Below are 24355 nucleotides of genomic sequence, written 5' to 3' on the forward strand. Positions count from 1 at the left end.
GGTCAGTTCCTGATCGCCCAGAATTTCAGCTCAAGCCCGGAGAACTCGCCGGACACGTGGAAGGCGAAGCCGCCGGAGCGTTCCAGCTGCGCCAGTTCCTCGGAGCTGAGCTCCAAGGCGAAGTAGGTCTTGCCCGAATGGAAGGGAATCTGCCGTGGCGCCACCGGCAGCGGTTTGACCTTGATCCCCGGCAGGTGCAGGTTGACCAGTTGGCGGATGCGCTCCACCGGGCCGACCTTGAGGTGCGCAGGCAGGCGCTGGCGCAGCTCCTCGGAGTCGCACTGGGCGCTGGCGGCGAGCACGAAACTGGAGGTGCCGAGCAACTTGTGGTCGTGCAGCGGCGACACCTGGATACCGTACTGGCGCTGCTGCAGGAGCATCTCGATGGCGTGCTGTTCGAGCACCATCGACAGCACCTGACGGATGGCGTCCATCAGCTTGCGAAAGCTCAGGCCCTGGTCGCTGTGCAGGTAGCGGCCTTCCAGGCGCGGGCGCTTGGTCTCGCTGGAGAAGGTCGCCAATTCGCCGAGCAGGCCGACCAGCTCACGGTAGATCTGCTCCGGGTGCACCTGCTCGACGCCCAGGTGATGACGCAGGATCGGCTCGTAGCGGTTGATCAGCTGCAGCATCATGAAGTCGCCGACCTCGGCACCGCCCACCTTGCCGGTGGCGCGAATGCGCTCGGCGAGGATGTCGCCACGGTGGGCGAGCATGCTGATCACTTCCTTGAGGCAGCTCAGCAGGTAGCCGGAGGCCTGGAAGTTGACGTAGGTCGGGCTGAATTCCGGATCGAGGCTGATCACCCCATCCGGCGTGGTGTCGAGCACGTCGCACAGCTTGAGCTTCACATAGGCCTGGTCGCTCTGCTGCTCGCCGAGCAGCAGGCGGAAGTCCGGACGACCGGTGCTGACCTGGCTGACGCTGCTGTCGCCGGCGTTGCAGTCGGCCACTTCCTCGTCGAAGGCGACATAGCGCGCCAGCACGTCACGCTGCTCCGGGCGGCGGCTCTCGATGTGGTTGCCGGTAACCAGCGGCAGCGCCAGGTAGACCGGGGTGTTGCCGGTGTTCGGCGGCACGTCCAGGCCCAGCGGCTCGCGCTCGGCGCCAAGGTCGAAGAGGCTGCCGTCGGGCAGCACGCCGCTGGCCTTGCTCACCACCAGCTTGCCCATGTTGAGGAACTGGCGGTCGATCTCCAGCTCAAAGAAGCCCCAGGCATAGCTGTCCAGCTTCTGCGTACGCACCTTGAGCTGATGATCGAAGTAACGATCGTTCTGCTGGAAGTGCTGCGGGCGCAGCAGCATGCCTTCCTGCCAGATGACTTTATGCTGGCTCATCGGCTGCGCTCCTGCGGGTCATCCAGGTTACGAATGCCGCGCTCGTCGAGACGCAAGTTGGCCACGTTGCGCTGCTGCTCGTTGATTGCGATCACATAGCGCCAGTTGGCTTCCGGCAAGTCGCGATAGGCGGCGAGCACAGCGACGTAGCGGCTGCCTTCCTGCACCGAAACCTTCAACTCACGGGTTTCACCCGGGCGCAGCTCGAGTTCTTCCAGGGTCACCAGATCAGGTGCCAGGGCTTCCTTGGGCCGCTGGTAGAGGGAGAAGAAATCGGCGTTCTCGAAGGCCACCGGGTGCTTGAGTTCGATCAGCCGCAGCACGATGGGCGAGGGGCGACCGTGCAGATCCGGGTTGAGCTGGTCGCTGCCGGTGAGGCTCAGATCCAGCTTGGTCATGGTCGAGTAAGGCGACATCGCGGCGCAGCCGGCGAGGGTCAGCAGCGCGGCGCACAGGGCCAGGGAAAGCAGGCGAGGCATGGTGTTCATCCTTGAAGGTCGGTATTGAGGGTGGCGATCAGGCGAACCTGCTCTTCGTAGGCACTGGCGAAATCACGAGCGAACAGGCGATCGCTCCAGTCGTCGTTCTGCTCCAGCGAGGCATGCAGACGGCGATAGGCGCGCCAGCGGCCGCCATCGGTCGGCAGCAACGGCTTGCGACCGTTACGCTCGAAACGCATGGTCAGTTGCTCCGGGGCGAACTGTTCGAACATGCCCTGAACGGCTGCGCGGCTGGCGGCGAGCAGTGCCACCTGGTGCGCCTGCAGGTCGCGGAAGCTGCGGTTGATGGCCTGCTCGGCCGGCAGTTGGCCAGGCTTGCCACCGCGCAGCAGCGCGGTCAGCGTCTCGCTGGTATCCAGGCCATGCTTGAGCGGGTTGTTGCCAGCGCTCTGCACGGTGGTCAGGGCCAGACGCAGTTCGTTCTTCAGCTCGCTGCGGGTACGCAGGGCCTGCTGCAGGCTGCCGACGCTCTGCTTGAGCAGCTTGGCAGCATTCAGCGCCAGCGCTTCGCGGGCATCGTCATCGAGGTCGTCGACACGCACGCCAAGGGCATCGGAGAACTTCTCCCAGAAAGTCGGCGGCAGACGCTCGGGTTCCGGGGCGACTTTCGGTTGCGGCGCAGGTGTCGGCATCACCAGCTCGGGTACCAGCAGGTTTTCTTCGTCGATCTGCGCGTAGTCGCGCTGCTGCGCCTGTGCGGTACTGGGGCGCAGTACGGCGGTGAGATCGTCCACCTCGGCGTACACGCGCTCCTGCTGATCCAGCGCGGTGAGCGGATCGAGGTCGAGGAAGGCATCATCCGGGATGATGCTGCCGGCGGCCTGCGGCAGGCCGATATCCCCTTCAAACATGGCCGGATCCTGAACCAGCCGTGCGCGAATCTCGAAGTCGCCCAGGCAATAGACGCTGCCATGCTCGATGCGCTGCGGGCTGCCCTTGGCCAGGCTGGCGCCGCTGTCCTTGAGCTGGATGCCATTGCTGCTGGTGTCGGTCAGGTAGAAGGCGCCATCGCGATAGCTGACTTCCGCATGCCGACTGGAGAGGATGCGCTTGCGATCCGGAATCACCCAGTCGCACTCGTCGGCACGACCGATCACGCCGCCGGCCTGCTTGAAGGTTTTGGTGGTCAACAGACCTGGCACGAACTGCTGCGCGCTGACCACATCGAATACCAGTTCCATGGTGAACCTACTCCTTGCGGTCAGTGGCCGCGTTTCTCGGCTTGCGGGTCGCCCAGCGGGCGGTATTGGTCGTCGCTGAACTTGTAATTGCCAGTGCAGCCGGCCAGGGCGATGGCCAGGGCCAGCAGGGCGGCGGTCCGGTAGCGATGCAGCATGGAATGCGCTCCTTGGGTGACAGTGGGTAGAAGATGGGCAGGCATGCTCAGACCTCGCTCGGGCTGATCTTCAGCCGCTGCATGCGGTACAGCAGGGTGCGTCGGGGCAGACCCAGCTCGTTGGCGGCGTTGGTCTGGTTGCCGCGGTTCTTGCGCAGGCAGTCGAGCAGTAGGTTGCGTTCGAGCCGATCCATGCGCTCGCGCAGGCTCAGCGGCGCGCTATCGGTGCTCTGGGTCTGCTCCAGGTTGAAGTGCTCGGGTAGCAGCTCTCCACCCTCGCAGAGCAGCACGGCGCGCTCGACCAGGCCCTTGAGCTCGCGCACGTTGCCGGGGAAGGCATAGCCGGCCAGGTGCTCCAGCGCGGCGTCACTCCAACGGCAGGCGTCACGCTGCAGCAAGCCGCTGGCGGTACTGGCGAAGTGGCGGGCGAGCAAAAGGATGTCCTCGTCGCGCTCACGCAGCGCCGGCAGCTCGATGGGGAAATGCGACAGGCGATAGAACAGGTCTTCGCGGAAGCTCCCTTCCTCGACACGCTTGCGCAGCTCCTGGTGAGTCGCGGCGACGATGCGCACATCGACCTTGTGCGTCTCGCTGCTGCCCAGCGGGCGCACTTCGCCTTCCTGCAGCACGCGCAGCAGCTTGGCCTGCAGCGTCAACGGCATATCGCCGATCTCGTCGAGAAACAACGTGCCGCCATCGGCCGCATCGAACAGGCCCGGCTTGTCGCGGTCAGCACCGGTGAAAGCGCCCTTGCGGTAGCCGAACAGTTCGCTCTCCAGCAGGTTTTCCGGCAGTGCTGCGCAGTTCTGCACGATGAAGGCCTTGCTGCGCCGCGCACCGCAATCGTGGATGGCGCGGGCGACCAGTTCCTTGCCGGTGCCGGTCTCGCCGGTCAACAGCACGCTGACCGGGCTGTGCAGCACCTTGCCGATCAACTGATAGACGCGGCGCATGGCCTGGCTCTGGCCGAGCAAGCCGTAGCCGCTGGCGCAGGGTGTGCCAGGGGCAGGGGAGACGGTTTCGGTGCTGGTTTCACCGTCGACGGCCGGTGCGCGCAGGCGCTGCAACAGGTGCAGCTGAGCCAGGGCGAAACGACCGAGCTGGGCGAAGGAAGCGGCGAAGCCCTGTAGGATGCGCCGCTCATGACTGGCCACCAGCAGCAGGCCACGGGTATGGCCAGCTCCATCATGCAGTGGCAGGCACAGCAGGCTGCGCCAGGCGCGCCCAGCCTCCGGCAGGCAGGCGACGCTATGCAGGCCGCCGTCGAGCTCGTCGATGCACAGCACCTGGTTCTGGCACAGGCAGTACTGCAGCAGTTGTTCGCCGTCGTAGTCACTGGGCAGGCTGGCTGCCTCACGCGGTTGCAGCAGGCCGTCGAGCCACTCGGCAGAGAGGGTCAGGCGGGTGTTGGTGTGATCCAGCAGGTATAGCTGGCCCAGGGCGCAATCGGCCAGTTCGGCGGCGGCACGCACCAGGTTGGCGAGCAGGCGCTCGCTGCTGGCAGCGCCAGCCAGCTCGGCGTAACGACCGAGCAAGGCTTCGGCGTAGCGCAGTGGTTGTGGGACTTCGGCGAACATCGGCGGCACCTCAGGCGAACTCACAGGTCACGGTGGAATCGGCATCCAGCGTGGCATGCACGCGCTGCAGGCTTTCACCGGCAGCCATGGCATCAAGCAGGCGATCGACCACCAGCGGTTGCAGGTGCTGGTCAATCAGGTGATCGATCAAACGCGCACCGCTGTCGCCATGGGTGCAGCGTTCAGCCAGATGCTCGACCAGGCCGTCGCAATGACTAAAGGCGAGCTGGCGACGCGCCAGGCGCTCGCCGAAACGGGCCAGCTTTAGGCCGACCAGCTGGCGCAGCAGGTCGCTGTCCATGGGGTAGTAGGGCACCACGCGCATGCGCCCGAGCAGGGCCGGCTTGAAGTGCTGGGTCAGTTGCGGGCGGATGGCCAGTTCCAGATCCTCGGTGGCCGGGCGCTCGCCGCCGGCGCAGAGACTGGCGATACGCTCGCTGGCCAGGTTGCTGGTCATCAGGATCAGGGTGTTGCGGAAGTTGATCTCGCGCCCTTCACCGTCGTTGGCCACGCCCTTGTCGAAGATCTGATAGAAGACGTTCATCACGTCCGGGTCGGCTTTTTCGACTTCGTCGAGCAGGATCACCGAGTAGGGTTTCTGCCGCACGGCCTCGGTGAGCATGCCGCCTTCGCCGTAACCGACGTAGCCAGGCGGCGCGCCGATCAGGCGGGAAACGGTGTGCTTCTCCTGGAATTCGGACATGTTGATCACGGTGAGGAAACGCTCGCCGCCATACAGCAGGTCGGCCAGTGCCAGAGCGGTCTCGGTCTTTCCGACACCGCTGGGGCCGACCAGCAGGAACACGCCCACCGGTGCATCGGGCTTGTTCAAACCAGCAGCGGTGGCGCGCATGGCCTTGTCCAGCGCCTGGATCGCCTGCTCCTGGCCGCGCACGCGCTGGCGCAGGTCGTCGGCGAAGGTGATGACCTTGGTGTTGTGCTCACGCGCCAGCTGACTCAGCGGTACACCCGTCCAGTGGCTGATCACCTCGGCCACCAGGCGTGGGCAGACCTCGAAGCTGACCAGACGCTCGCTGGCCTGCGCAGCGGCCAACTCGGCCTGGATGGCGCGCAGTTCGGCTTCCAGCTCCTCCAGGCTCGGGCGTGGTTCGTCGCCGGCCTCTTCGTCGTTACCCAGACGCGCAGCGGCGCATTGTTTGCGCTGCTCCAGCAGGCGTTCGGCCAGGTCACGTTGCACGGCCCAGCGGGTTTCCACTTGCTCCAGCTCGGCACGGGCGGCGACCAGACGACTGTCCAGTGCGTCCAGTGCTTCACCATCGATGGCCAGGCCGGCATCCAGATCGCGGCGCATGGCTTCACCCTGGCGCTCGCCCTCGGCGATCTCGCCGCGCAGGCGCTCCAGTGCCTCAGGCGCGGCGGCCAGGCTGATACGCACGCGAGCGCAGGCGGTGTCGAGCACGTCCACGGCCTTGTCCGGCAACTGGCGGCCGGCCAGGTAGCGCGCCGACAGTTCGGCAGCAGCAACCACCGCGTCATCGCGCAGGTAGATACCGTGGCTCTTCTCGTACACCGGCGCCAGGCCGCGCAAGATGGTCACCGCCTCGTCGACAGTAGGCTCGTGCAGTTGCACCGGCTGGAAGCGGCGGGCCAGGGCCGGATCCTTCTCGAAGTACTTCTTGTATTCGCTCCAGGTGGTGGCGGCGATGGTGCGCAGCTCGCCACGGGCCAGCGCCGGCTTGAGCAGGTTGGCGGCGTCGCCGCTGCCGGCCTGGCCACCAGCGCCGATCAGGGTATGGGCTTCGTCGATGAACAGGATGATCGGCTTGGGCGAGGCCTTCACTTCGTCGATCACGCCCTGCAGGCGGCGCTCGAACTCGCCCTTGACGCTGGCGCCGGCCTGCAGCAGGCCGAGATCCAGGCACAGCAGCTCGACGCCCTTGAGCACCTGCGGCACCTCGCCGGTGGCGATGCGCAGGGCCAGGCCCTCGACGATGGCGGTCTTGCCGACGCCAGCCTCGCCGACCACGATGGGGTTGTTCTTGCGGCGGCGGGCGAGGATATCGATCATCTGGCGGATCGCGCCGTCACGGCACAGCACCGGGTCGAGCTTGCCGTCGCGGGCCTGCTGGGTGAAGTTGTGGGTGAAGCGCGCCAGGTTGGATTCGCCACTGGCTGCCGGCTTGCCGGCACTGCCTTGCGGCTGCTGGCTGAGGGCAAAGTCGCGCAGGCGCTCGGCGTTGAGCTTGCCCAGCAGCGCCTGGTAACGGCTGCCGGCGTAGCGCATGGGGTTGCGCAGCAGGGCGAGGATCAGCGCAGCCTGGTCGATCTGGCTGGCGCCCAGCTCCAGGTTGGCGACCAGCAGGGCATCCTGCAGCCATTGCACCAGCTCGGCGCTGAACACCGGGTTGCGCGACTCGCTGTGTTCGCCGCGCGGCTGCAGTGCCTGGGCCAGCTCGCCGGCATCGATCTCGGCGTCCTGCAGGGCTCGCGCCAACAGGCTTTCCGGGCGCTCCAGCAAGCCCAGCAGCAGGTCTTCGACGAGGATCTTGTTGCCGCCGCGCACTACACAGCGTTCGGCGGCCATTTCCAGGTCGCGCTTGCTCGCGGCGTCCAGGGCTTGAACCAGTTGTTGCAGATCGACGTTGATCATTTCATCTGTCCTTAATGAATCTTGCTGCCCAGAGTGACAAGGCCATCGGCGTTCTCACGGCCGAGCCAGGTCGTCCAGCCGAGCAGGCAGGGGTTTTCTTCGCCGATGCGCAGGTCACGGATTTCGTCCTGACGCAGTTCCAGGCGGATGTCGTAGTCCAGCGGATCGCGCAGGGTGAAGCGCACCAGCGCACAGAGCGGCTGGTAGCCCGTACCGATCGGCAGGAATTCGTGAAAGCGCGTCCAGCCCAGCTGGCGCACGTGAATACGAAACTTGCCGCCACGGTCGCGCACGCGCTCGCCGAGCACGGCGTCCTCACCGAGCAGGCTGTTGGCGAGGCCGAGGCGGTTGCGCTGCTCTTCCAGTACCGTCACCTGGCGCTCCAGGCACTGCTCAATGAACAGCTCGGCGTGCTTGAAGTAGTAACGCAGTACCGACTCGATCAGTGCCGCCGAGTGAGCGCGCAGGCTGAGCAGGCCGAGGTAGGGCAGCAGGCGCTTCCAGTTCAGCTCCTGGGCCTGGCGAATCTGCTCGCTGCCCAGGCCGATCAGGGCGAACAGGTGCGCCGAGAAGGCGTCCATGGCCCCGCTCTGGAAGCTGGCGCGGTAGCGGTACTTCTTCCAGATCGGCAGCAACAGGCGTTGCAGGCGGTTGTTGAACAGGTCGAGGAAATCGCGGGTCGGGTTGCCGTCCTCGCTGTCGCCCAGGGCCTGTTCGCTGTAGAACGCCGGCAGTGGCGAACCTCCGCCGAACAGGCCTACCAGGTTGACGCGCATGCGCGCGCGCAGCTCGCCATGCTCCTCGAAGAACTGCACGCGATCGATATCGCTGCCAGGAAAACCCAGGCTCGGGTTGGCCTGGAACTCCAGGTACTCGTAGAGGCGCTCCTCATCCAGATGCGGATGAGCAGCACCCAAGCGCTCCAGCACCAGCTGTACGGCCTGGAACAGGCTGTACTCGCGGATGCCTTTGCTCAATCGACTTAGAGCAGGGGCTGCTGCCCCATACGTGGCGTCCATTTGTACAACTCTCCCTGTGTGCTCTGTACGTGCAGCTCGTGGTAGCTGTTAAGGCTGGCGTAGAGGGCGAAAAATTCATTGAGTACCGAGGCGAACAGAAACAGATCGCCCTCACCCAGATAGCCTTCCGGGTTCATGGTCAGTTCGGTGCGCACCCCGCGTACCGGCAGGCCGCGGTGCAGGCGGTCGACGTGACGGTGGCCGATGTTCTTGAGGCCGCCGAGCAGGCGCTTGCTGACGCGCTCGGCGTGCTGGTCGTAGTAGCGCGGCAGGTCGTAGGTCTCGAGGATCACCTTGAGCGCCTCGACGTTGGCCAACGACAGGTAGTTCAGCGACATGTTGGAAATCAGCTTCCACAGGAAGTCGCGGTGCAGCGGCGGCGCGTAGCATGGCGTGACCGCGCTGATATTGCGGAAGCTGAGGAAATCTGGAGTGTCCTCGCTGGGCAGGCAGATATCGCCCAGGCGCAGCTGGCGCGGCAGATTCTGGTTGGTGCAGGTCAGCTCGATGGACAGCGTCTCATGCTGATCGAGGTTGCGCAGACCGAAACTGAGCCAGGTCTCCAGACCGTCGCCGAGCATCGAGGGTTGCTGGCGCACGCTGTAGTGCGGGCGCGCCACCGGCACGTCGAAGCTGGGGTCGTGCTCGAACGACTCGAACGGCACGTACTCTTCGTAACCCATGCCGCCCGGCTTCCAACCGGTGACGCGATCGACCGAGAACACACCGCAATGCTGCGAATCGAACTCGGCCGGCAACAGCAGGTATTGATCCTGCTTGCCATCGAGGCGGATCGGAATGGCGTCGTGCTGGAACAGGTTGACCACCGGCGTGCAGTACAGGCGCACGTTCTCCAGGGTCGGGCGGATGCGCTGCACGCCGGCCTTGTGGATATCGAAACGCAGCTCCAGGCCACGCGCCTGCTTGAGCAGGTCTTCAGGCAGGCTGTGGATGGCATCCAGACCGAGCAGGTCGACGAACAGGAATTTCTCCTGGAAGGCGAAGTATTCCTGCAGATAGCGATAGCCGCGGAAGGTGTTCAGCGGGTAGGGGATCAGCGCCTCGTCCTCGGCGAAGCCTACCGGTTGCACCTGCTCGGACTTGAGCTGCAGGGTGCCGAGCGTCTGGCCGAAGGCATCCTGCAGCGGCTTGCCGGCCTGGTCGAGCAACACCAGCTGAATGCTGCCGAGGTTGCGTAGCAGCGCCAGGTAAAGCATCTGGCCGATATAACGTTCGCCGGCCAAGTGCAGGCGCAGCTTGTTCAGGCCGATCTCACCGATGTGACCATCGGCGCTCATGGCCAGGCGCAGGCTGAGCAGTGCACCGTCGCCCTTGACCGAGTAATCCAGGCCGTTCAACGCCAGCGGCAGTACTTCAGTGGGGAAGCAGGTGCGAAAGCGGCAGGTGACGCCCTCGATGGCCTTGGCCTCCACCGGGGTACCACGACTGACCGGCAGCGCCGGGCCGGGGCGGGTCAGCGGATCGAACTGCAGCATGCTGAAGGCCGGCAGCGGGCGCATGTAGTTCGGCCACAGCAGGTGCATCAGCGAATGGGTCAGCTCCGGCAGCTCGTCGTCGAGCTTCTGACGCAGGCGCCCGGTGAGGAAGGCGAAACCTTCGAGCAGGCGCTCGACGTCCGGGTCGCGCCCCGCCTGGCCGAGGAACGGCGCCAGCGCCGGGCTACGCTCGGCGAAACGCTTGCCCAGTTGGCGCAAGGCGGTGAGTTCGCTTTGGTAGTAGTGGTTGAAAGACATCTCAGCGGCTCGTCCATGTGGCTGGGTCGACACAGTCGCTGGCATTAGCCAGCAAGGCGTCGGCGCGGTGGTCGTTCCACTGCGCGGGGATCAATTCCAGGTCGCCTATCGGCGGGCTCTGGGTCGGGCAACCATTACGGGACGTCCAGACGCAATGCCGTGGCTGGAACCCTTGCGCTTCGACCGTCATGACAACGATGCACAGCGGCGCATCTGCCAGCACAGCGAAGAGCCGCCAATCCTCGTGGGCGCCAAAGGCGAATCGACCCTGACTGTCGCTGCGCACCTGATAGCTGTGCGAAGTGTCGCTGGCGACCTCAAGAATGAGCGCCGCACCACGCACCGGCTGACCGTTCTCTGCGGAAACCAGACGCCCACCGATGGCCGGATTGATCGGCGCCGCATGTGGTGCCAACACGCAACCCTGCAACGCAAGCACAGCGAGCAGACCGCTCCATCGAGTCGAATAGCGCAGGAGGCGATTCATCACGAGCAACTCAACCGCCAATCAACACGGTGCCGGAGCCAGCCACCACGGTATTGCCATGGCTGCCCACGCTACCCACCACCGCCGCTGGCTTGCCGTTGATCAGCACGGTAGGAATCACCGCGCCAGCCATGGCGCCGCCACAGGCGGAAGGGTCGCCCATGCGGGCGGCCGGCAGGCTGTCGAACAGCACGTCGGGTGAACCGGCGGCGATCGGGTTGGTGCCGTGGCCGGGAATCGGGCAGGCAGTGGGATCGCTCAGGCGGGCGGCGGGTTTACCGGACATGTGACGCTCCTGGGTTGACGTTGACCTGACCGCTGCCATCCAGGCTCGCGGAGAAACTGACCTGACGTTTGATACCGTCCATTTCCAACATGGCGTCGATGGCGAAGGCCTGACGCAAAGGGTCATGGGTACGCGGCAGGGAAATCACCCGCACCTGGGTCAGTCGTGGTTCGTACGCTTCGATAAAGCGTTCGATGGCGATACGCGCCTGCTGCAACGAGTCGTGCAGCGACAGGCGCATATCGTTCAAATCGGGCAACCCGTAGTCGGGCAGCGTTTGCACGCTGCCCGCACGGGTGCTGAGCATCTTGGCCAGATGGGCAGCCACCGAGGCCATGGCGGCGACCTCGCGGCTCCAGCCGGCACGTTGGCCGACCTCGCCACCGAGGCGCTCGAACAGGCTGCCGTAGGCCATGCGTGCTTACTCCTTGTCCAGCTTGCCGACCAGCGACAAGGTGAAGTCGGCACCCATGTACTTGAAGTGCGGGCGCACGTTCAGGCTGACGCGGTACCAGCCCGGCTCGCCTTCGACATCGCTGACGATGACCTGGGCGGCACGCAGCGGACGACGGCTACGCACTTCGGAGCTCGGGTTCTCCTGGTCGGCAACGTACTGGCGAATCCACTTGTTCAGTTCCAGCTCAAGGTCGGTACGCTCTTTCCAGGCACCGATCTGCTCGCGCTGCAGCACTTTCAGGTAGTGAGCCAGGCGGTTGACGATGAACATGTATGGCAGCTGGGTGCCCAGCTTGTAGTTCAGCTCGGCGGTCTTGCCTTCTTCACTGATGCCGAAGAACTTCGGCTTCTGCGCCGAGTTGGCGGAGAAGAACGCGGCGTTGTCGCTGCCCTTGCGCATGGTCAGGGCGATGAAGCCTTCCTCGGCCAGCTCATACTCGCGACGGTCGGACACCAGCACTTCGGTGGGGATCTTGGTCTCGATCTCGCCCATGCTCTCGAAGTGGTGCAGCGGCAGGTCTTCCACCGCGCCACCGCTCTGCGGGCCGATGATGTTCGGGCACCAGCGGAACTTGGCGAAGCTGTCGGTCAGACGGCTGGCGAAGGCGTAAGCGGTGTTGCCCCACAGGTAGTGCTCGTGACTGTTGGCCACGTTTTCCTTGTAGACGAAGGTCTTCACCGGGTTGTCTTCCGGGTCGTACGGGTTGCGCAACAGGAAGCGCGGTACGGTCAGGCCGACGTAGCGGGCATCCTCCTGCTCACGGAAGCTCTGCCACTTGGTGAATTGCGGGCCTTCGAAGTGGTCTTTCAGATCCTTCAGATCCGGCAGGCCGGTGAAGGTCTCCAGGCCGAAGAATTTCGGGCCGGCAGCAGCGATGAACGGCGCGTGGGACATGCAGGCCACCGAGGCGACGTACTGCAGGGTCTTGACGTCCGGGGCGCTCGGATCGAAGAAGTAGTTGGCGATCAGGGCGCCGACCGGCTGGCCACCGAACTGGCCGTACTCGGCGGTGTAGATGTGCTTGTACAGACCGGACTGAACGATTTCCGGACTGTCTTCAAAGTCATCGAGCAGATCCTGTTTGGAGGCGTTGAGAATCTCCAGCTTGATGTTCTCGCGGAAGTTGGTGCGATCCACCAGCAGCTTGAGGCCGCGCCAGGAGGATTCCAGAGCCTGGAACTGCTCATGGTGGAGGATTTCGTCCATCTGCCGGCTGAGCTTGGCGTCGATCTCCGCGATCATGCGGTCGACCATGGCCTTCTTCACCGGCTCGTTTTCGTTCTGCGGCTTGAGCAGCTCTTCGATGAAGGCCGACACACCACGCTTGGCGATGTCGTAGGCTTCGTCGTCCGGAGTCAGCTTGGTTTCCGCGATGATGCGGTCGAGGATGCCGAGTTCAGCGGCGCTGCGGCCGCCTTCTACTGCTGCGCTAGTCGTGCTCATGAATATGCGTCCTTGTCAGTGAGAATCAGGAATCGAGCTTGCCTTGGGCGGCCAGGCCCAGTTCGCCGAGCACGCGGTCGCGCGAGTCGTCGTCGGAGAGCACGCTCTCGATGGCCTTGCGGAAAGCCGGGGCGTTGCCCAGCGGGCCTTTCAGGGCGACCAGGGCGTCGCGCAGCTCCATCAGCTTCTTCAGCTCGGGAACCTGGTCGACCAGGTTGGCCGGGTTGAAGTCCTTCATGGAGTTGATCTTCAACTGCACGGCCAGCTCGTCGCCTTCCTGCTCGTCCTGCAGGCGGTTCGGCACGGCGAAGGTCAGGTTCAGCTCCTGCTTGGCCAGCACTTCATCGAAGCTGTTCTTGTCGATGCTGATGGGCTTGCGGTCTTCGATCTTGCGATCGTCGGCACGCTGAGTGAAATCGCCGAGCACCATGAGTTTCAGCGGCAGTTCGATTTCTTCCTGAGCGCCGCCGGTGGCGGGTTTGAAGGTGACGTTGATGCGTTCCTTGGGGGCTACCGAGCCTTCTTTGGCCATGGGTGTTCTCCTTTGCGTTGATGGCCCGGAGGCCTTGATTGGCGTGTTGGCGCCTTACTCCAGCACCACCTCGAGGTCGAGGTGGCACAACCTGCGATAGATCTCGTCCTTGCTGTCGCGCACCGCATGGTTCTGCGGCAGGAGCTCGCAGCAGTTGTGCAGCAGACGCAGCACATCCAGAGCGAGATCGGGTTCCCACTCGCCGAGGCCGGAGGCCTGCAGCGTCTGGTCGAGTGATTCGAGTTGGGTCTTGGCCAGGTCGTACTTCTTCGCGGCGAAGCACAGACGGGCCAGGGTCAGTTGCCAGAAGAAGCGCTCGCGCCCGCCACGGGCGCGCGACATGCCTTCCTTGAGCTGCTGCACGGCGGCCTTCAAGCCGTCTTTGCGCAGGCCGGGCAGCACCTTCTGCAAGGCTTCTTCCCAGGGTGGCGTGGCGCCCATCTCGCTGGCGGCAGGCTTCTTCTCGATTTCCGGCGCCTGCAGGTGCGGCAGCACGTGAGCGCCGATCCAGGCACGGGTTTCGGCGTCAGCGAAGGGCACGCCGTCGTGGAAGCGCAGTTCGTCGAGGCCGGGAACGCGCTGCAGGAACAGGGCGAACTGGATTTCAACTTCGCGCATGGCCTGCTCGGCCTTGAGTTCCTGCAGGCACTCCCAGACCAGGCGCTGGCCGTCGAGCCAGAACGGCGCGCGGGCGATGCTGGCTTCGAGGTCGGCGAGCAAATCGGCATAGGCGCCCTGGGCGAAGCGTTCCTTGTAAGACGCCAGCTTGTCGGCCGGCAGGCCGCGCAGGGCGGTGATGTGTTCGGCGTTACGCTCGGGCAGCGACTCGATGGGCAGCCACAGCAGGGTGCGCGACAGGCGCAACGGCTTGAGGTCGGTGGCCTTGTTCTTCAGCCACCAGGCGCACAGCGGACGGGCCGCGTCCTGCTGAGTACGCAGGGCCTTGTGCGCGTCCTTCTCGTTCTCGATGGGGCCGGTGCCGGTGATGATCTGGGTGGCGACCTGCTTGACCTGGGCGATGGCGGCGCCCACGGCGCCGGGCTCGGCCTGGCCCTGGCTGGCGCGCTTGATCTGCTCGTCGAGGCGACGGCACAGCGGCAGCAGCAGCGGCGAATCTTCGCCGAGATGGCTCGACAGGCTGGCCTCGAGGCCATGCAGGTGCTCGGCCAGACGGCGGAACAGCGGCAGTTGCTCGCTGATCGGCACATGCTCGGCCAGCGCCTGCTCCAGGCGCGGCAGCAGCCAGTTGAGGGCGGCGGCGCGGGTTCGCGGCTTGCGCGGATGCAGCTCGTGCCAGTGGTGCTCGCAGAGGTAGTGCAGAAGATTCAGGCCGGCCTGCAGGCCGGCGAAGGACTCGCGCTGGAACAGCCCCCAGGTCAGCCAGGTGGCGGCGCGCAGATCCTTGGATTGAGTGGTCAGCAGGTTCTCGCTGCCTTCCCTCACCTTCTGCCAGTCGATGGCAGCGGTTTCATGCAGGGACGAGGCCTTGCCCAGCTCGGTTTCCAGCATCTCGTATTCGCTGGAATAGCGTACATCCTCACCGGCGAAGTTTCCTTCATTAATAGGAGACTTGGCCAAATTGAGATAATGCGCGGTCAGCTTGCTGGAGTACGTCATTCCATGACTCAACTATTAAAGAGGGCAACTTCCGTGACAGTAAACTGAACCATCCAGCCCAGTTGAAACATCAAAGTGCGCAACTTTTTGCGCACTTTCTTGTGCAACAAATTGCGCAAGAGCCTTATAGGACGGGCATCCTAGCCCCATGATCGAAGGTGAGCAACCGCCCGAAGTGTGAAATACCTAACATTCGAAGAGATCTTTCAAATTATTACCAGAACATCAGTCACGATAATTCATAATGCACTTCTAACAAGTTCCTATCGTGGCTTTGCCACTCAGACAAGTTCGCCGTTAGTTGTAGGAAATTACTTACTGGCAAATTAGTGGCACGTCACATTTAATGGCGACTTGCCATTATTTTTTGTGATGCCGAGCGCGGTTACTGCCCTGGCTTTTATGCCAGGGCACATGAAAAACATGGGAGGGATTCAGGGACGCAACGGTTCGCTGGAAAGACGCAGTTCGAGCCGGTGCCGTTCGTCGGACTGCAGCTGCACGATATCCTCCATCAGGTTGGCCGTCTCGATACACAGCATGTCCTGCCAGGCATCGTCGGGGAACTGCGACAACCGCTGCGCCTTGTCGACCCAAGGGTTCCACAGCACCGCCGAACGCGAACCGCGGGCATCCAGGTGAATACGCCGCTTCCAGCCAGGATCGACGATGCTCAAGCGAGCCGGCGTGTCGAGATAGATACGATCCGTCTCTGCGCCAAAGGTCGGCTCGCCCTGCTGGCGCAGTTCCTGCCAGCCTTGCAGGGTATCGAGATAGCGACAGCCCTCCAGCCCTTCGACGCTGACTTGGCGCACATCGCTGACGGCAAAATAGGTGTGCAACGCCTGGCTAAGAACCAGAGGCGTATCGCTGCGGTTGTGGGTTTCCAGACTCATGCTGAGATCCTGCGCCAAGCGCACGACGAAGCTCAGACCGGCATCGCGGGGCCATCCCGCCAATGGCTGATCACGCGTGTCGTAGGCGAAACGCAGAGTCACCGCATCGTCTTCCTCGTCGATCCCCAGCAGTTCCCAGTCCAGCGCCCGCACCAGCCCGTGGGCCGGCGCCTCGTCCTGCTGGTAGTGCGCCTGCACGGCCTGTGGATTGCGCCGCAGGTCGCCGAACCAGGGCCAGCAGATCGGCACACCGCCGCGCACGCTCTGGCCACCTTTATAAGCAGCATCCGGGCTCAACCAGATCAACGGCGGCTGGTCACCCTGCTGGTAGCTGAGAATCTGCGCGCCCTGCTGAGCAACCAGTAATTCGCTCTCGGCGGCACGAATCCGCCAGCAGGTCAGTTGATCCAGTTCCACGCATTCGACTTGGGCAGTGCTCATGACGATCTCTCGTTGGGATAGATGATGAATAATGTGACAACGCAAAAAGCAAAACGCCCGTCACGAGGACGGGCGTTTTGTCATGACCGCAACAGCATCACTTGCCGTAAATCTGTTCCGGCAGCCAGGTGATGATGCCTGGGAACAGGTAGGCGATCACCAGCATCAGCAACTGGATGCCAATGAAGGGAATCACGCCGCGGTACATGGTGCCGGTGGTCACCGAACGTGGCGTGACACCGCGCAGGTAGAACAGCGAGAAACCCAGCGGCGGGGTGAGGAAGGACGTCTGCAGGTTCAGCGCGATCATCACGCCCAGCCAGATCGGGTCGAGCCCCATGGCCAGCAGCACTGGACCTACGATCGGCACCACCACGAAGATGATTTCGATGAAGTCGAGGATGAAGCCGAGCAGGAAGATCACCAGCATCACCAGGAAGAACGCACCCAGCACGCCGCCTGGCAGCGAGTGGAATACTTCCTCGATCAGATGCTCGCCACCAAAGCCGCGGAAGATCAGGGAGAACAGCGAAGCACCAATCAGGATCAGGAACACCATGCAGGTGATGTCGGTGGTGCCGTGCGCAACGCTGCGCAGTTGTCCCAGATTGAGCTGCCCCTTGAACAGCGCCAGCAGGGTCGCACCCACGGCACCGATGGCTGCTGCCTCGGTCGGCGTAGCGAAACCGGCAAGGATCGAACCGAGCACGATGACGATCAGCGCCAGCGGCGGAACCAGGGCGCCGAGCAGCTTGCCCCACTCCACCTCGCCCAGCTCTTCCTTGGGAATCGCCGGCATCTTCTCCGGCTTGATGAAGATCATCACGACCAGATACAGCACGTACAGGCCGACCAGCATCAGACCAGGGATCAGCGCGCCCATGAACAGGTCGCCCACCGATACGGTCTTCGGCGAGAAGATGCCCATCTTCAGCTGCGCCTGCTGGTAGGCGCTGGACATCACGTCGCCCAGCAGCACCAGTACGATCGACGGCGGAATGATCTGACCCAGGGTGCCAGTGGCCGCCAGCGTACCGGTGGCGATACCTGGATCGTAACCGCGCTTGAGCAGGGTCGGCAGGGCCAGCAGGCCCATGGTCACCACGGTAGCACCGACGATACCGGTCGAAGCAGCGAGCAGGGCGCCCACCACGCAGACCGAGATGATCAGGCCGCCACGCAGGCTACCGAACAGACGGGACATGGATTCCAGCAGGTCTTCGGCGACCTTGGACTTTTCCAGCATCACGCCCATGAACACGAACAGCGGCACAGCCAGCATGGTCTGGTTGTTCATGATGCCGAACAGGCGGTTCGGCAGGGCGCTCAGATAGCCCGGGTCGAAGGTGCCAGTCAGCACACCGATGCCGGCGAACAACAAGGAGACACCAGCCAGCGTGAAGGCCACCGGATAACCCGCCATCAGCACCACACAGATGCTGACGAACAGCAGAATCGCCATGAACTCAGCCATGTTTCACCTCCGGCGCCGGGATGCGGCCAGCGATGACGTACGCAGCCTTGATCAGGTTGGACAGGCCTTGCAGGCTCATGCCCACTGCCAATAGCAGGATGATGCTCTTTTGCAGGTAGACGAACCGCAGCCCGCCGGTTTCATTGGAAATTTCCTTGGTCGCCCAGGAGTTGGTCACGTAATCCCAGCTGGCCCAGCCCAGGTACAGACACACCGGCAGGAGCAGGAACAGACTGCCAAGCAGCTCCACCACTGCCTGACGACGACCGCTGAATTTCTGGAAGAAGATGTCCACGCGCACGTGGCCGTTACGCTGCAGAACCCAGGCAGCGGCGCCCATGAACACCAGCGCATGAGCGTAGAGCACGCCCTCTTGCAGAGCGGTGGCGCCAATGCCGAAGCCATAGCGCAGCACCACGACCACAGCCGTACCGAGGACGAGGAACAGGGTGAACCAAGCGATTATTCTGCCGAGCCAGCCATTAAGGCCGTCAATGAGGTATGCAAGCTTGAGGGGGATTGAAGGCTTGTCGGACATAAGGAGTCCTTATCATTATGGTTTAGGGACATGACGACGAGCCTGTTGGCCTGCCATCGCGCCGCGCGCATCCTTGTGGGCTGCGGCCGGCGATTTTATGCAGGCCATGCGGGGATCAGCAATGCCACTACAACTTTAGTCGCACTTCTGTAGCTTGAGGGTGTCGCCACCTTATGTTACTCAGGACGGGTTTGACGCCGGCGATCCCGTGGTCAGACCAATACAACAAAAAAAGGAGCATTGAATGAAACGTCGCGACATACTCGCCGCAGCGGGTGTAGGCCTTGCAGCAACCGCCCTCGCAGGTTGCAAAGAAGACTCGAAAAACGCCGCAGCGCCTCAAGAGGGCTCGAGTTCTCAAACCTTCACCTGGAAAATGGTCACCTCCTGGCCGAAAAACTTCCCTGGCGTGGGCGTAGGCGCAGAGCGCTTCGCCAAGCTGGTCGATGAAATGAGTAATGGTCGCCTGAAGGTTCGCATCTATGCGGCTGGCGAACTGGTTCCGGCGCTGGAAGTCTTCGACGCCGTTTCCCGCGGTACCGCCGAACTGGGGCACGGCGCACCGTACTACTGGAAGGGCAAGGTACCGGCGGCACAGTTCTTCTGCGCCCTGCCGTTCGGCCCCAATGCTCAGGAAATGAACGCCTGGCTGCACCACGGCGGCGGCATCAAGCTGTGGGAAGAGGTGTACAAACCATTTGGCGTACTGCCGATGGCGTGCGGTAACACTGGCGTACAGACCGCTGGCTGGTTCAACAAGGAAATCAATTCGGTCGATGATTTCAAAGGCCTGAAGATGCGCACCCCGGGCCTGGGCGGCGAAGTGCTGACCAAGATGGGCGGCACCGTGGTCAACATGCCGGCGGGTGAAATCTTCACTGCCCTGCAGACTGGCGCCATCGACGCCACCGAGTGGATCGGCCCGTACAACGACCTGGCTCTGGGCCTGCACAAGGCTGCCAAGCACTACTACACCCCGGGCTGGCAGGAGCCGAGCGTACTGTTCGAGCTGGACGTCAACCTGAAGGCCTGGGAAACCCTGCCGCCGGATCTGCAAGCCATCGTTCGCGCCGCTGCCCGCGACGTCAACGGCGACATGCTCGACGACTACAACGCCAAGAACATGGAGGCCATGGAGCAGCTCAAGTCCGAGGGCGTCGATGTCCGTCGCCTGCCTGACGAAGTATTGGCCCGCCTGAAGGAAGTGGCTGCCGAAGTGGTCGAGACCTCGGCCAACGCCGACCCGGCCGCGAAGAAAGTCTGGGAACACCAGAAAGCCTATCTGCAGCGTCTGTACGACTATGCAGAAAGCAACGAGAAAGACATCTACAACATCCGCGGCTGATCCCCAACGGGTTTCTGGCACACGGAAAAACGCCGGCCTCAGGGCCGGCGTTTTCGTTAACGGATATTGCCGCAGGCGATCGGTTCGGCTCAGCCGCGCCGTGGCGGTACCGGACGAGTGCGGCCGCTGCCATCGATGGCGACAAAAACGAACACCGCCTCGGTGACCTTGCGCCATTCATTGGACAACGGATCGTCGCTCCACACCTCGACCATCATCTGGATCGAGCTACGCCCCACTTCCAGCGCCTGCGTGTAGAACGACAACTGCGCACCCACGGCAACCGGTACGAGAAAGGCCATGCGATCGATGGCTACCGTAGCGACGCGACCACCGGCGATCTTGCTGGCCATGGCGGTGCCGGCCAGATCCATCTGCGATACCAGCCAGCCGCCATAGATATCCCCGAAACCATTGGTCTCGCGCGGCAAGGCGGTGATCTGCAGGGCAAGGTCGCCCTGGGGGATCGGATCTTCCTGTTCGTAGTCGTTCATCGGCTCGAGACTCGCGGCGCGGTTGTTGTTCTGGGCGCGGAACCCGCATAGCAGGTGGGCTCGGCGAGTATACCGACTGAACAGTCGCCGAGCGACCACTCTAGATGGCGCTGCAGACACCGCCACAGCTGGCTTATCGGGCAAAACGCACGACCCGCAATGGGCTCGTCGGGCAGGATGCCCGCCGCCGTTATTTCCCGATAAAAATAACCTACTGATTTTCAATGATTTTATTTGAACGCGCAGGCTGGCACGGGCAGTGCAATGACTACTGCAAAGGATCGATAGGTACCGATCTCGAAACTGGAGACAGGCAACGCAGACACCTTCATGAAGCTGCCACGCCGCCCGACAGGAGAACCGCCATGTGGATAGTCGCCCTGCTGATTGCCAGCCTGCTGCTACTGCTCGGCCTGACGCTCGCCAGCGTCATGCTGGTTGGCCAGACCCTGTGCGCAAGCCGCAACACCGCCGAGCTGGAGCTGCCCGAAGGCAATGCACGCCAGCCACAAGCGCAACCGAGCAATACGCAAGACCCCTGGCCTACCTGGGCCATTACTCACTGATCCACCGAGGAGAAACGCCATGCTGAGCTGGGCAATTACCTTCCTGATCATCGCCATTGTCGCTGCTGTACTGGGCTTCGGTGGTATCGCCGGCACCGCTACCGGGATCGCCAAGATTCTGTTCGTGGTCTTCCTGGTGCTGTTCGTCATCTCGTTCATCATGGGCCGTCGCCCACGTTTGTAAGGAGAGGTTGATGCAGTCAATCCACGCCATTGCCGCCGCCCTGTTGCTGGGCGGCGCCCTGGCGGCCCAGGCCGCCGACCGTGATGCCACCTTTCACCCTGCCGAGCTGCTGACCAGCAATGCCGAGAACCGCAATGCCTGGCAGGACGTGGTGAAGAACGAGGAACGCCTGCCAGACTGGCTGATGAACCTCAGCGGCCTGTCGACACCTATGCAGTCGGTGGAAGCCGACGGTGATCGCTATCTGGTCGGCCAGGTCTGCGAGGTGCAGAACTGCTTCAGCCAGCGGGTCTACGTCGCCTTCGAATGGAATGATGACGACGCCTACGCACTTTATGTGCAGGTGCCTCAAGGCCTGCCGGAAGACCGTGCGCCCAGCGAACATGCCAGCCTGCGCTGGTTGGGTGAGCCGGACGAGGAAGTCCAGCAGATGCTGATGGAACAGCTGCGCAGCGACCCCAACTGGTACTAGGGTTCGCCCACACATCCGTCGCGCCAGACCGCGATGAGGTGTCAGCCTCCCTAAGAACCTGTTCAAAGTCTGCTGCGCGTCGGCACTGCGGCGTTAAAAACAGGCTCGGACTGCTCATTTACAGCTCGTAAACTCCGCGTCCTCGCCTGTTTTCGCCTTGCATTGCTCTAGCTCGCGAGACTTTGAACAGGCTCTGAGTAACGGCAGTTTGCCGGCCGTCCCATAGAGGCGGCCGGCGCGTTATCATCCCCCGCCAGAACGACGAGGGGGTGCGGCATGCTCAATGGCCTGTGGCTGAGCTTTTTTCTGGTGGCAGCAGTCGCGGGCTTTTCCCGCTGGCTGATCGGCGATGACCCGACGGTGTTCGGTGCCATGGTCGAAAGCCTGTTCGCCATGGCCAAGCTTTCGGTGGAAGTGATGGTGCTGTTGTTCGGCACCATGACCCTGTGGCTCGGCCTGCTGAGAATCGCCGAGCAAGCCGGCCTGGTGGATGCGCTGGCGCGCGTACTGGGCCCGCTGTTCGCCCGCCTGATGCCGGAAGTACCGCGCGGCCATCCCGCGCTCGGGCTGATCACCATGAACTTCGCCGCCAATGGCCTGGGCCTGGACAACGCCGCCACGCCCATCGGCCTCAAGGCCATGCGCAGCCTGCAGGAGCTGAACCCGGACAAGCTCACGGCCAGCAACGCGCAGATTCTCTTTCTGGTGCTCAACGCTTCGTCGCTCACCGTGCTGCCGGTATCGATCTTCATGTACCGCGTGCAGCAGGGCGCCGAAGACCCAACCCTGGTATTCCTGCCGATTCTTCTGGCGACCAGCGCCTCGACCCTGGTCGGCCTGCTGTCGGTGGCCCTGATGCAGCGCCTGCGACTATGGGATCCGGTGGTGCTGGCCTATCTGATTCCCGGTGCACTGCTGCTCGGCGGCTTCATGGCGCTGCTGGCCGGCCTGAGCGCCACGGCACTGGCGGCGCTGTCATCGCTGCTCGGCAACCTGACGCTGTTTGGGGTGATCCTGGCCTTCCTGGTAGTCGGTGCGCTGCGCAAGGTCAAGGTCTACGAGCAGTTTATCGAGGGCGCGCGCGAAGGCTTCGACATCGCCAAGAGCCTGCTGCCATACCTGGTGGCGATGCTCTGCGCCATTGGTGTGCTGCGCGCCTCGGGCGCCCTGGAGTTCGGTCTCGACGGCATCCGCTGGATGGTCGAGGCCTTCGGCTGGGACACCCGCTTCGTCGAGGCGCTGCCCACCGCGCTGGTCAAGCCGTTCTCCGGCAGCGCGGCACGCGCCATGCTGATCGAGACCATGCAAAGCCATGGTGTGGACAGCTTCCCGGCGCTGGCCGCGGCGATCATCCAGGGCAGTACGGAAACCACCTTCTACGTGCTGGCAGTGTACTTCGGCGCGGTCGGTATCCAGCGTGCACGCCACGCCGTAGGCTGCGCCTTGCTGGCGGAGCTGGCCGGGGTGATCGCCGCGATCACCGTCACCTACTGGTTCTTCGGCTGATCCCAGGAAGCGGAACAGTTCAGTCGGAGGCAAACCCCAGCTTGTCGCCGACCCAGCTCAGCACCGGGTCGGCATGGTCATATTCGCGCAAGGCCAGCAATTTGGGTTCGATGAACGCTTCGAAGTCGTCGGCCTGCTCGAAATACACGCCCGTGAAGATGGTGAACATCGATTTGTTGCCGACCGTGGCATAGAACAGGTTGCCCACCGGCTCACCATCCTGGGTCAGCAACCTGAGACTGGCGCGGGTCGCCAGCTGCGTGTCCAGTTCCAGCTCCTGTTGGGCCAGGCCGCTGTCGCGCAGACCGAACGACGCACCGAAGGTCTCGGCATAACTGGTCATCAACGCATCAGCGGGCCGCGGGTAGAGCGAGACGCCGCTGTAGAGATAGAACCAGTCGCTGTCCTCACTCTCGAAACTGAGGTCGATGCTGCGCGCCGCGTAGGTCACCAGCTTCTCGTAACGGCCTTCGGCCGGCGCCTCATAGGCCGCGAAATCCTCACTGCTGAGCAGCAGTCGCCGCTCTTCGGCGAGCGGTGTTTCGTGGTCGATGCAACCCACGAGCGACAATAGGCTGAGCATCATCAGCACGTTCCTGAACATGGCATTCCTCCCTGAATGAGCGCGAGCAGCTTGCCCGATCCAGGCACGCCTCGCCACTTGCAGCCGTTACAGCTGTGCGCGACGCCACATCATTCGTCCGCCTGGCGTGAATCGCCACCCTCACTGGCCGGCTGCATCCGCCTAGCCTGAGCACGGGCTAGAACAACAATCACAAGGCCCGTTTATCGAATCGTCACGCACTGGTTTGCTAGGCGTTCGGCCGTTGAACGGGTACGCCGCCAGGAACCTTCCATGCGTATTTTGATCACCAGTGCAGCCGGTTTCATCAGCCATCAACTGCTTGCAGAGCTGGCCATCCAGCACCCGCAATGGACACTAATCGCCGGCGAGACCTTCGTCGCCTTTCTCAAGGCGCAAGGCCTCAGCTACCGCTGAGGCGAAAGCCGACCTTGAGCGTCACCTGATAGTGGCCGACCTTGCCGTCCTCGATATGCCCACGGGTGTCGACGACCTCGAACCAATCCATATTGCGCACGCTCTTGGCACATTCGGCCAAAGCGTTCTCGATGGCATCCTCGATGCTGGTACGGGACGAGCCGACGATCTCGATCTTCTTATAGGTATGCTGGGTGGACATGATGGACTCCTGAGTCCTGAGGGTTCCCCCTTGAGACTAGCCGCCGCAGCAGAAGTGTCATTTACAGGCACCTCGCCAGATCGCAAAAATGCGACAAGTTCTCATTCATTATGAGACACCTCTCTTGTCGACTGCCTCCAAGCTGGGATTTTCCTTCATCGACCACCACCGCTGGCTGCTGCAATACGTCCACCGCCAACTGCGCAGTCGCGCCGACGCCGAAGACACCGCCGCAGAGACCTTCTGCCAACTGCTCGGCGCCCGGGTCGACCCGAAAAGCCTCT

Annotated in this window: 25 protein-coding genes and 2 pseudogenes; 7 read left to right on the plus strand and 20 right to left on the minus strand. The window is 63.3% G+C overall.

Features of this window, described 5'->3' with window-relative positions; genetic code table 11:
* Nucleotides 1-2: 2 nt before the first annotated feature.
* The 17 genes from tssK to C7A17_RS09855 form a co-directional block, all read right to left on the minus strand.
* A complete protein-coding gene (gene tssK, locus C7A17_RS09775; protein WP_106737854.1) occupies nt 3-1334 on the minus strand; it encodes a type VI secretion system baseplate subunit TssK in 1332 nt (443 codons plus the stop codon).
* Nucleotides 1331-1813, minus strand: coding sequence for a type VI secretion system lipoprotein TssJ (tssJ, locus tag C7A17_RS09780; protein WP_106737855.1), 483 nt, complete (start codon nt 1811-1813; stop codon nt 1331-1333). The genes tssK and tssJ overlap by 4 nt, the downstream gene beginning before the upstream one ends.
* Nucleotides 1814-1818: 5 nt before the next feature.
* The gene (gene tagH / locus C7A17_RS09785; RefSeq protein ID WP_106737856.1) at nt 1819-3015 is read right to left on the minus strand and encodes a type VI secretion system-associated FHA domain protein TagH; all 1197 of its coding nucleotides are present in this window, start codon (nt 3013-3015) and stop codon (nt 1819-1821) included.
* Nucleotides 3016-3035: 20 nt separating this feature from the next.
* A complete protein-coding gene (locus C7A17_RS09790) occupies nt 3036-3170 on the minus strand; it encodes a hypothetical protein (RefSeq protein WP_017676356.1) in 135 nt (44 codons plus the stop codon).
* Between the two features lie 47 nt (nt 3171-3217).
* Nucleotides 3218-4747 carry a sigma-54-dependent Fis family transcriptional regulator gene (locus tag C7A17_RS09795; protein WP_106737857.1) on the minus strand — a complete coding sequence of 510 codons (1530 nt, stop codon included), beginning with the start codon at nt 4745-4747 and terminating at the stop codon, nt 3218-3220.
* Nucleotides 4748-4757: 10 nt separating this feature from the next.
* The gene (gene tssH / locus C7A17_RS09800; RefSeq protein WP_106737858.1) at nt 4758-7358 is read right to left on the minus strand and encodes a type VI secretion system ATPase TssH; all 2601 of its coding nucleotides are present in this window, start codon (nt 7356-7358) and stop codon (nt 4758-4760) included.
* 11 nt (nt 7359-7369) lie between these two features.
* Complete coding sequence (tssG, locus tag C7A17_RS09805) at nt 7370-8377, minus strand: type VI secretion system baseplate subunit TssG (RefSeq protein WP_106737859.1); 1008 nt, start codon at nt 8375-8377, stop codon at nt 7370-7372.
* On the minus strand, nt 8341-10131 hold the full coding sequence (gene tssF / locus C7A17_RS09810; protein ID WP_106737860.1) for a type VI secretion system baseplate subunit TssF: 1791 nt from the start codon (nt 10129-10131) through the stop codon (nt 8341-8343). The genes tssG and tssF overlap by 37 nt, the downstream gene beginning before the upstream one ends.
* Before the next feature lies 1 nt (nt 10132).
* Entirely contained in the window at nt 10133-10618 is a 486-nt protein-coding gene (locus tag C7A17_RS09815; RefSeq protein ID WP_234035901.1) for a carboxypeptidase-like regulatory domain-containing protein, read from the minus strand.
* Between the two features lie 10 nt (nt 10619-10628).
* A complete protein-coding gene (locus C7A17_RS09820) occupies nt 10629-10904 on the minus strand; it encodes a PAAR domain-containing protein (RefSeq protein WP_106737861.1) in 276 nt (91 codons plus the stop codon).
* Complete coding sequence (gene tssE, locus C7A17_RS09825; protein ID WP_045733607.1) at nt 10894-11319, minus strand: type VI secretion system baseplate subunit TssE; 426 nt, start codon at nt 11317-11319, stop codon at nt 10894-10896. Before tssE ends, C7A17_RS09820 begins: the two co-directional genes overlap by 11 nt.
* Before the next feature lie 6 nt (nt 11320-11325).
* Nucleotides 11326-12804, minus strand: a complete 1479-nt coding sequence (tssC, locus tag C7A17_RS09830) for a type VI secretion system contractile sheath large subunit (protein ID WP_106737862.1) — start codon at nt 12802-12804, stop codon at nt 11326-11328.
* A 25-nt stretch (nt 12805-12829) separates the two neighbouring features.
* The gene (gene tssB / locus C7A17_RS09835) at nt 12830-13336 is read right to left on the minus strand and encodes a type VI secretion system contractile sheath small subunit (protein ID WP_017676347.1); all 507 of its coding nucleotides are present in this window, start codon (nt 13334-13336) and stop codon (nt 12830-12832) included.
* A gap of 54 nt (nt 13337-13390) precedes the next feature.
* Nucleotides 13391-14953: a type VI secretion system protein TssA gene (gene tssA, locus C7A17_RS09840; protein ID WP_106737863.1), complete on the minus strand. Its 1563-nt coding sequence runs from the start codon at nt 14951-14953 to the stop codon at nt 13391-13393.
* 434 nt (nt 14954-15387) lie between these two features.
* The gene (locus C7A17_RS09845; protein WP_106737864.1) at nt 15388-16290 is read right to left on the minus strand and encodes a D-hexose-6-phosphate mutarotase; all 903 of its coding nucleotides are present in this window, start codon (nt 16288-16290) and stop codon (nt 15388-15390) included.
* 97 nt (nt 16291-16387) lie between these two features.
* Nucleotides 16388-17764 carry a TRAP transporter large permease gene (locus C7A17_RS09850; RefSeq protein WP_106737865.1) on the minus strand — a complete coding sequence of 459 codons (1377 nt, stop codon included), beginning with the start codon at nt 17762-17764 and terminating at the stop codon, nt 16388-16390.
* Entirely contained in the window at nt 17757-18302 is a 546-nt protein-coding gene (locus C7A17_RS09855) for a TRAP transporter small permease subunit (RefSeq protein WP_106737866.1), read from the minus strand. The genes C7A17_RS09850 and C7A17_RS09855 overlap by 8 nt, the downstream gene beginning before the upstream one ends.
* Nucleotides 18303-18546: 244 nt before the next feature.
* Between C7A17_RS09855 and C7A17_RS09860 the strand changes: the two genes are divergently transcribed.
* Nucleotides 18547-19647, plus strand: a complete 1101-nt coding sequence (locus C7A17_RS09860) for a TRAP transporter substrate-binding protein (protein WP_106737867.1) — start codon at nt 18547-18549, stop codon at nt 19645-19647.
* Nucleotides 19648-19736: 89 nt separating this feature from the next.
* On the opposite strand, the gene C7A17_RS09865 is transcribed toward C7A17_RS09860, so the two are convergent.
* Nucleotides 19737-20141 carry an acyl-CoA thioesterase gene (locus tag C7A17_RS09865; RefSeq protein ID WP_106737868.1) on the minus strand — a complete coding sequence of 135 codons (405 nt, stop codon included), beginning with the start codon at nt 20139-20141 and terminating at the stop codon, nt 19737-19739.
* A 365-nt stretch (nt 20142-20506) separates the two neighbouring features.
* Between C7A17_RS09865 and C7A17_RS09870 the strand changes: the two genes are divergently transcribed.
* The 4 genes from C7A17_RS09870 (at nt 20507) to C7A17_RS09885 (ending at nt 22869) form a co-directional block, all read left to right on the plus strand.
* Nucleotides 20507-20707, plus strand: a complete 201-nt coding sequence (locus C7A17_RS09870; RefSeq protein WP_106737869.1) for a hypothetical protein — start codon at nt 20507-20509, stop codon at nt 20705-20707.
* Nucleotides 20708-20726: 19 nt separating this feature from the next.
* Nucleotides 20727-20891 (plus strand): DUF1328 domain-containing protein, encoded by a 165-nt coding sequence (locus C7A17_RS09875; protein ID WP_106737870.1) that lies wholly within the window; start codon nt 20727-20729, stop codon nt 20889-20891.
* 10 nt (nt 20892-20901) lie between these two features.
* Nucleotides 20902-21363: an inhibitor of vertebrate lysozyme family protein gene (locus C7A17_RS09880; RefSeq protein WP_106737871.1), complete on the plus strand. Its 462-nt coding sequence runs from the start codon at nt 20902-20904 to the stop codon at nt 21361-21363.
* A 276-nt stretch (nt 21364-21639) separates the two neighbouring features.
* Nucleotides 21640-22869, plus strand: a complete 1230-nt coding sequence (locus C7A17_RS09885; protein WP_106737872.1) for a nucleoside recognition domain-containing protein — start codon at nt 21640-21642, stop codon at nt 22867-22869.
* Between the two features lie 19 nt (nt 22870-22888).
* On the opposite strand, the gene C7A17_RS09890 is transcribed toward C7A17_RS09885, so the two are convergent.
* Complete coding sequence (locus C7A17_RS09890) at nt 22889-23473, minus strand: hypothetical protein (RefSeq protein WP_106737873.1); 585 nt, start codon at nt 23471-23473, stop codon at nt 22889-22891.
* A 252-nt stretch (nt 23474-23725) separates the two neighbouring features.
* Between C7A17_RS09890 and C7A17_RS09895 the strand changes: the two are divergent.
* Nucleotides 23726-23824, plus strand: a pseudogene (locus C7A17_RS09895) (epimerase); the annotation flags it as partial.
* Nucleotides 23825-23855: 31 nt separating this feature from the next.
* Here C7A17_RS09895 and C7A17_RS09900 read toward each other — a convergent pair.
* Complete coding sequence (locus C7A17_RS09900) at nt 23856-24071, minus strand: dodecin (RefSeq protein ID WP_106737874.1); 216 nt, start codon at nt 24069-24071, stop codon at nt 23856-23858.
* An 88-nt stretch (nt 24072-24159) separates the two neighbouring features.
* Here C7A17_RS09900 and C7A17_RS09905 point away from each other — a divergent pair.
* A pseudogene (locus C7A17_RS09905) lies at nt 24160-24354 on the plus strand (hypothetical protein); the annotation flags it as partial.
* Nucleotide 24355 lies beyond the last annotated feature (1 nt).

This window comes from Pseudomonas mendocina (assembly GCF_003008615.1).
Lineage (GTDB): Bacteria > Pseudomonadota > Gammaproteobacteria > Pseudomonadales > Pseudomonadaceae > Aquipseudomonas > Aquipseudomonas mendocina_C.

Coding starts and splice junctions, on each gene's coding strand:
- tssC (WP_106737862.1), bottom strand. CDS start 12,804: ATGAGCACGACTAGCGCAGCAGTAGAAGGCGGCCGCAGCGCCGCTGAA.
- C7A17_RS09875 (WP_106737870.1), top strand. CDS start 20,727: ATGCTGAGCTGGGCAATTACCTTCCTGATCATCGCCATTGTCGCTGCT.
- C7A17_RS09890 (WP_106737873.1), bottom strand. CDS start 23,473: ATGTTCAGGAACGTGCTGATGATGCTCAGCCTATTGTCGCTCGTGGGT.
- C7A17_RS09860 (WP_106737867.1), top strand. CDS start 18,547: ATGAAACGTCGCGACATACTCGCCGCAGCGGGTGTAGGCCTTGCAGCA.
- tssG (WP_106737859.1), bottom strand. CDS start 8,377: ATGGACGCCACGTATGGGGCAGCAGCCCCTGCTCTAAGTCGATTGAGC.
- tagH (WP_106737856.1), bottom strand. CDS start 3,015: ATGGAACTGGTATTCGATGTGGTCAGCGCGCAGCAGTTCGTGCCAGGT.
- tssK (WP_106737854.1), bottom strand. CDS start 1,334: ATGAGCCAGCATAAAGTCATCTGGCAGGAAGGCATGCTGCTGCGCCCG.
- C7A17_RS09900 (WP_106737874.1), bottom strand. CDS start 24,071: ATGTCCACCCAGCATACCTATAAGAAGATCGAGATCGTCGGCTCGTCC.
- C7A17_RS09790 (WP_017676356.1), bottom strand. CDS start 3,170: ATGCTGCATCGCTACCGGACCGCCGCCCTGCTGGCCCTGGCCATCGCC.
- C7A17_RS09885 (WP_106737872.1), top strand. CDS start 21,640: ATGCTCAATGGCCTGTGGCTGAGCTTTTTTCTGGTGGCAGCAGTCGCG.
- C7A17_RS09865 (WP_106737868.1), bottom strand. CDS start 20,141: ATGAACGACTACGAACAGGAAGATCCGATCCCCCAGGGCGACCTTGCC.
- C7A17_RS09845 (WP_106737864.1), bottom strand. CDS start 16,290: ATGAGCACTGCCCAAGTCGAATGCGTGGAACTGGATCAACTGACCTGC.
- tssH (WP_106737858.1), bottom strand. CDS start 7,358: ATGATCAACGTCGATCTGCAACAACTGGTTCAAGCCCTGGACGCCGCG.
- tssA (WP_106737863.1), bottom strand. CDS start 14,953: ATGACGTACTCCAGCAAGCTGACCGCGCATTATCTCAATTTGGCCAAG.
- C7A17_RS09850 (WP_106737865.1), bottom strand. CDS start 17,764: ATGGCTGAGTTCATGGCGATTCTGCTGTTCGTCAGCATCTGTGTGGTG.
- C7A17_RS09820 (WP_106737861.1), bottom strand. CDS start 10,904: ATGTCCGGTAAACCCGCCGCCCGCCTGAGCGATCCCACTGCCTGCCCG.
- C7A17_RS09855 (WP_106737866.1), bottom strand. CDS start 18,302: ATGTCCGACAAGCCTTCAATCCCCCTCAAGCTTGCATACCTCATTGAC.
- tssE (WP_045733607.1), bottom strand. CDS start 11,319: ATGGCCTACGGCAGCCTGTTCGAGCGCCTCGGTGGCGAGGTCGGCCAA.
- tssF (WP_106737860.1), bottom strand. CDS start 10,131: ATGTCTTTCAACCACTACTACCAAAGCGAACTCACCGCCTTGCGCCAA.
- C7A17_RS09795 (WP_106737857.1), bottom strand. CDS start 4,747: ATGTTCGCCGAAGTCCCACAACCACTGCGCTACGCCGAAGCCTTGCTC.
- tssJ (WP_106737855.1), bottom strand. CDS start 1,813: ATGCCTCGCCTGCTTTCCCTGGCCCTGTGCGCCGCGCTGCTGACCCTC.
- tssB (WP_017676347.1), bottom strand. CDS start 13,336: ATGGCCAAAGAAGGCTCGGTAGCCCCCAAGGAACGCATCAACGTCACC.
- C7A17_RS09815 (WP_234035901.1), bottom strand. CDS start 10,618: ATGAATCGCCTCCTGCGCTATTCGACTCGATGGAGCGGTCTGCTCGCT.
- C7A17_RS09880 (WP_106737871.1), top strand. CDS start 20,902: ATGCAGTCAATCCACGCCATTGCCGCCGCCCTGTTGCTGGGCGGCGCC.
- C7A17_RS09870 (WP_106737869.1), top strand. CDS start 20,507: ATGTGGATAGTCGCCCTGCTGATTGCCAGCCTGCTGCTACTGCTCGGC.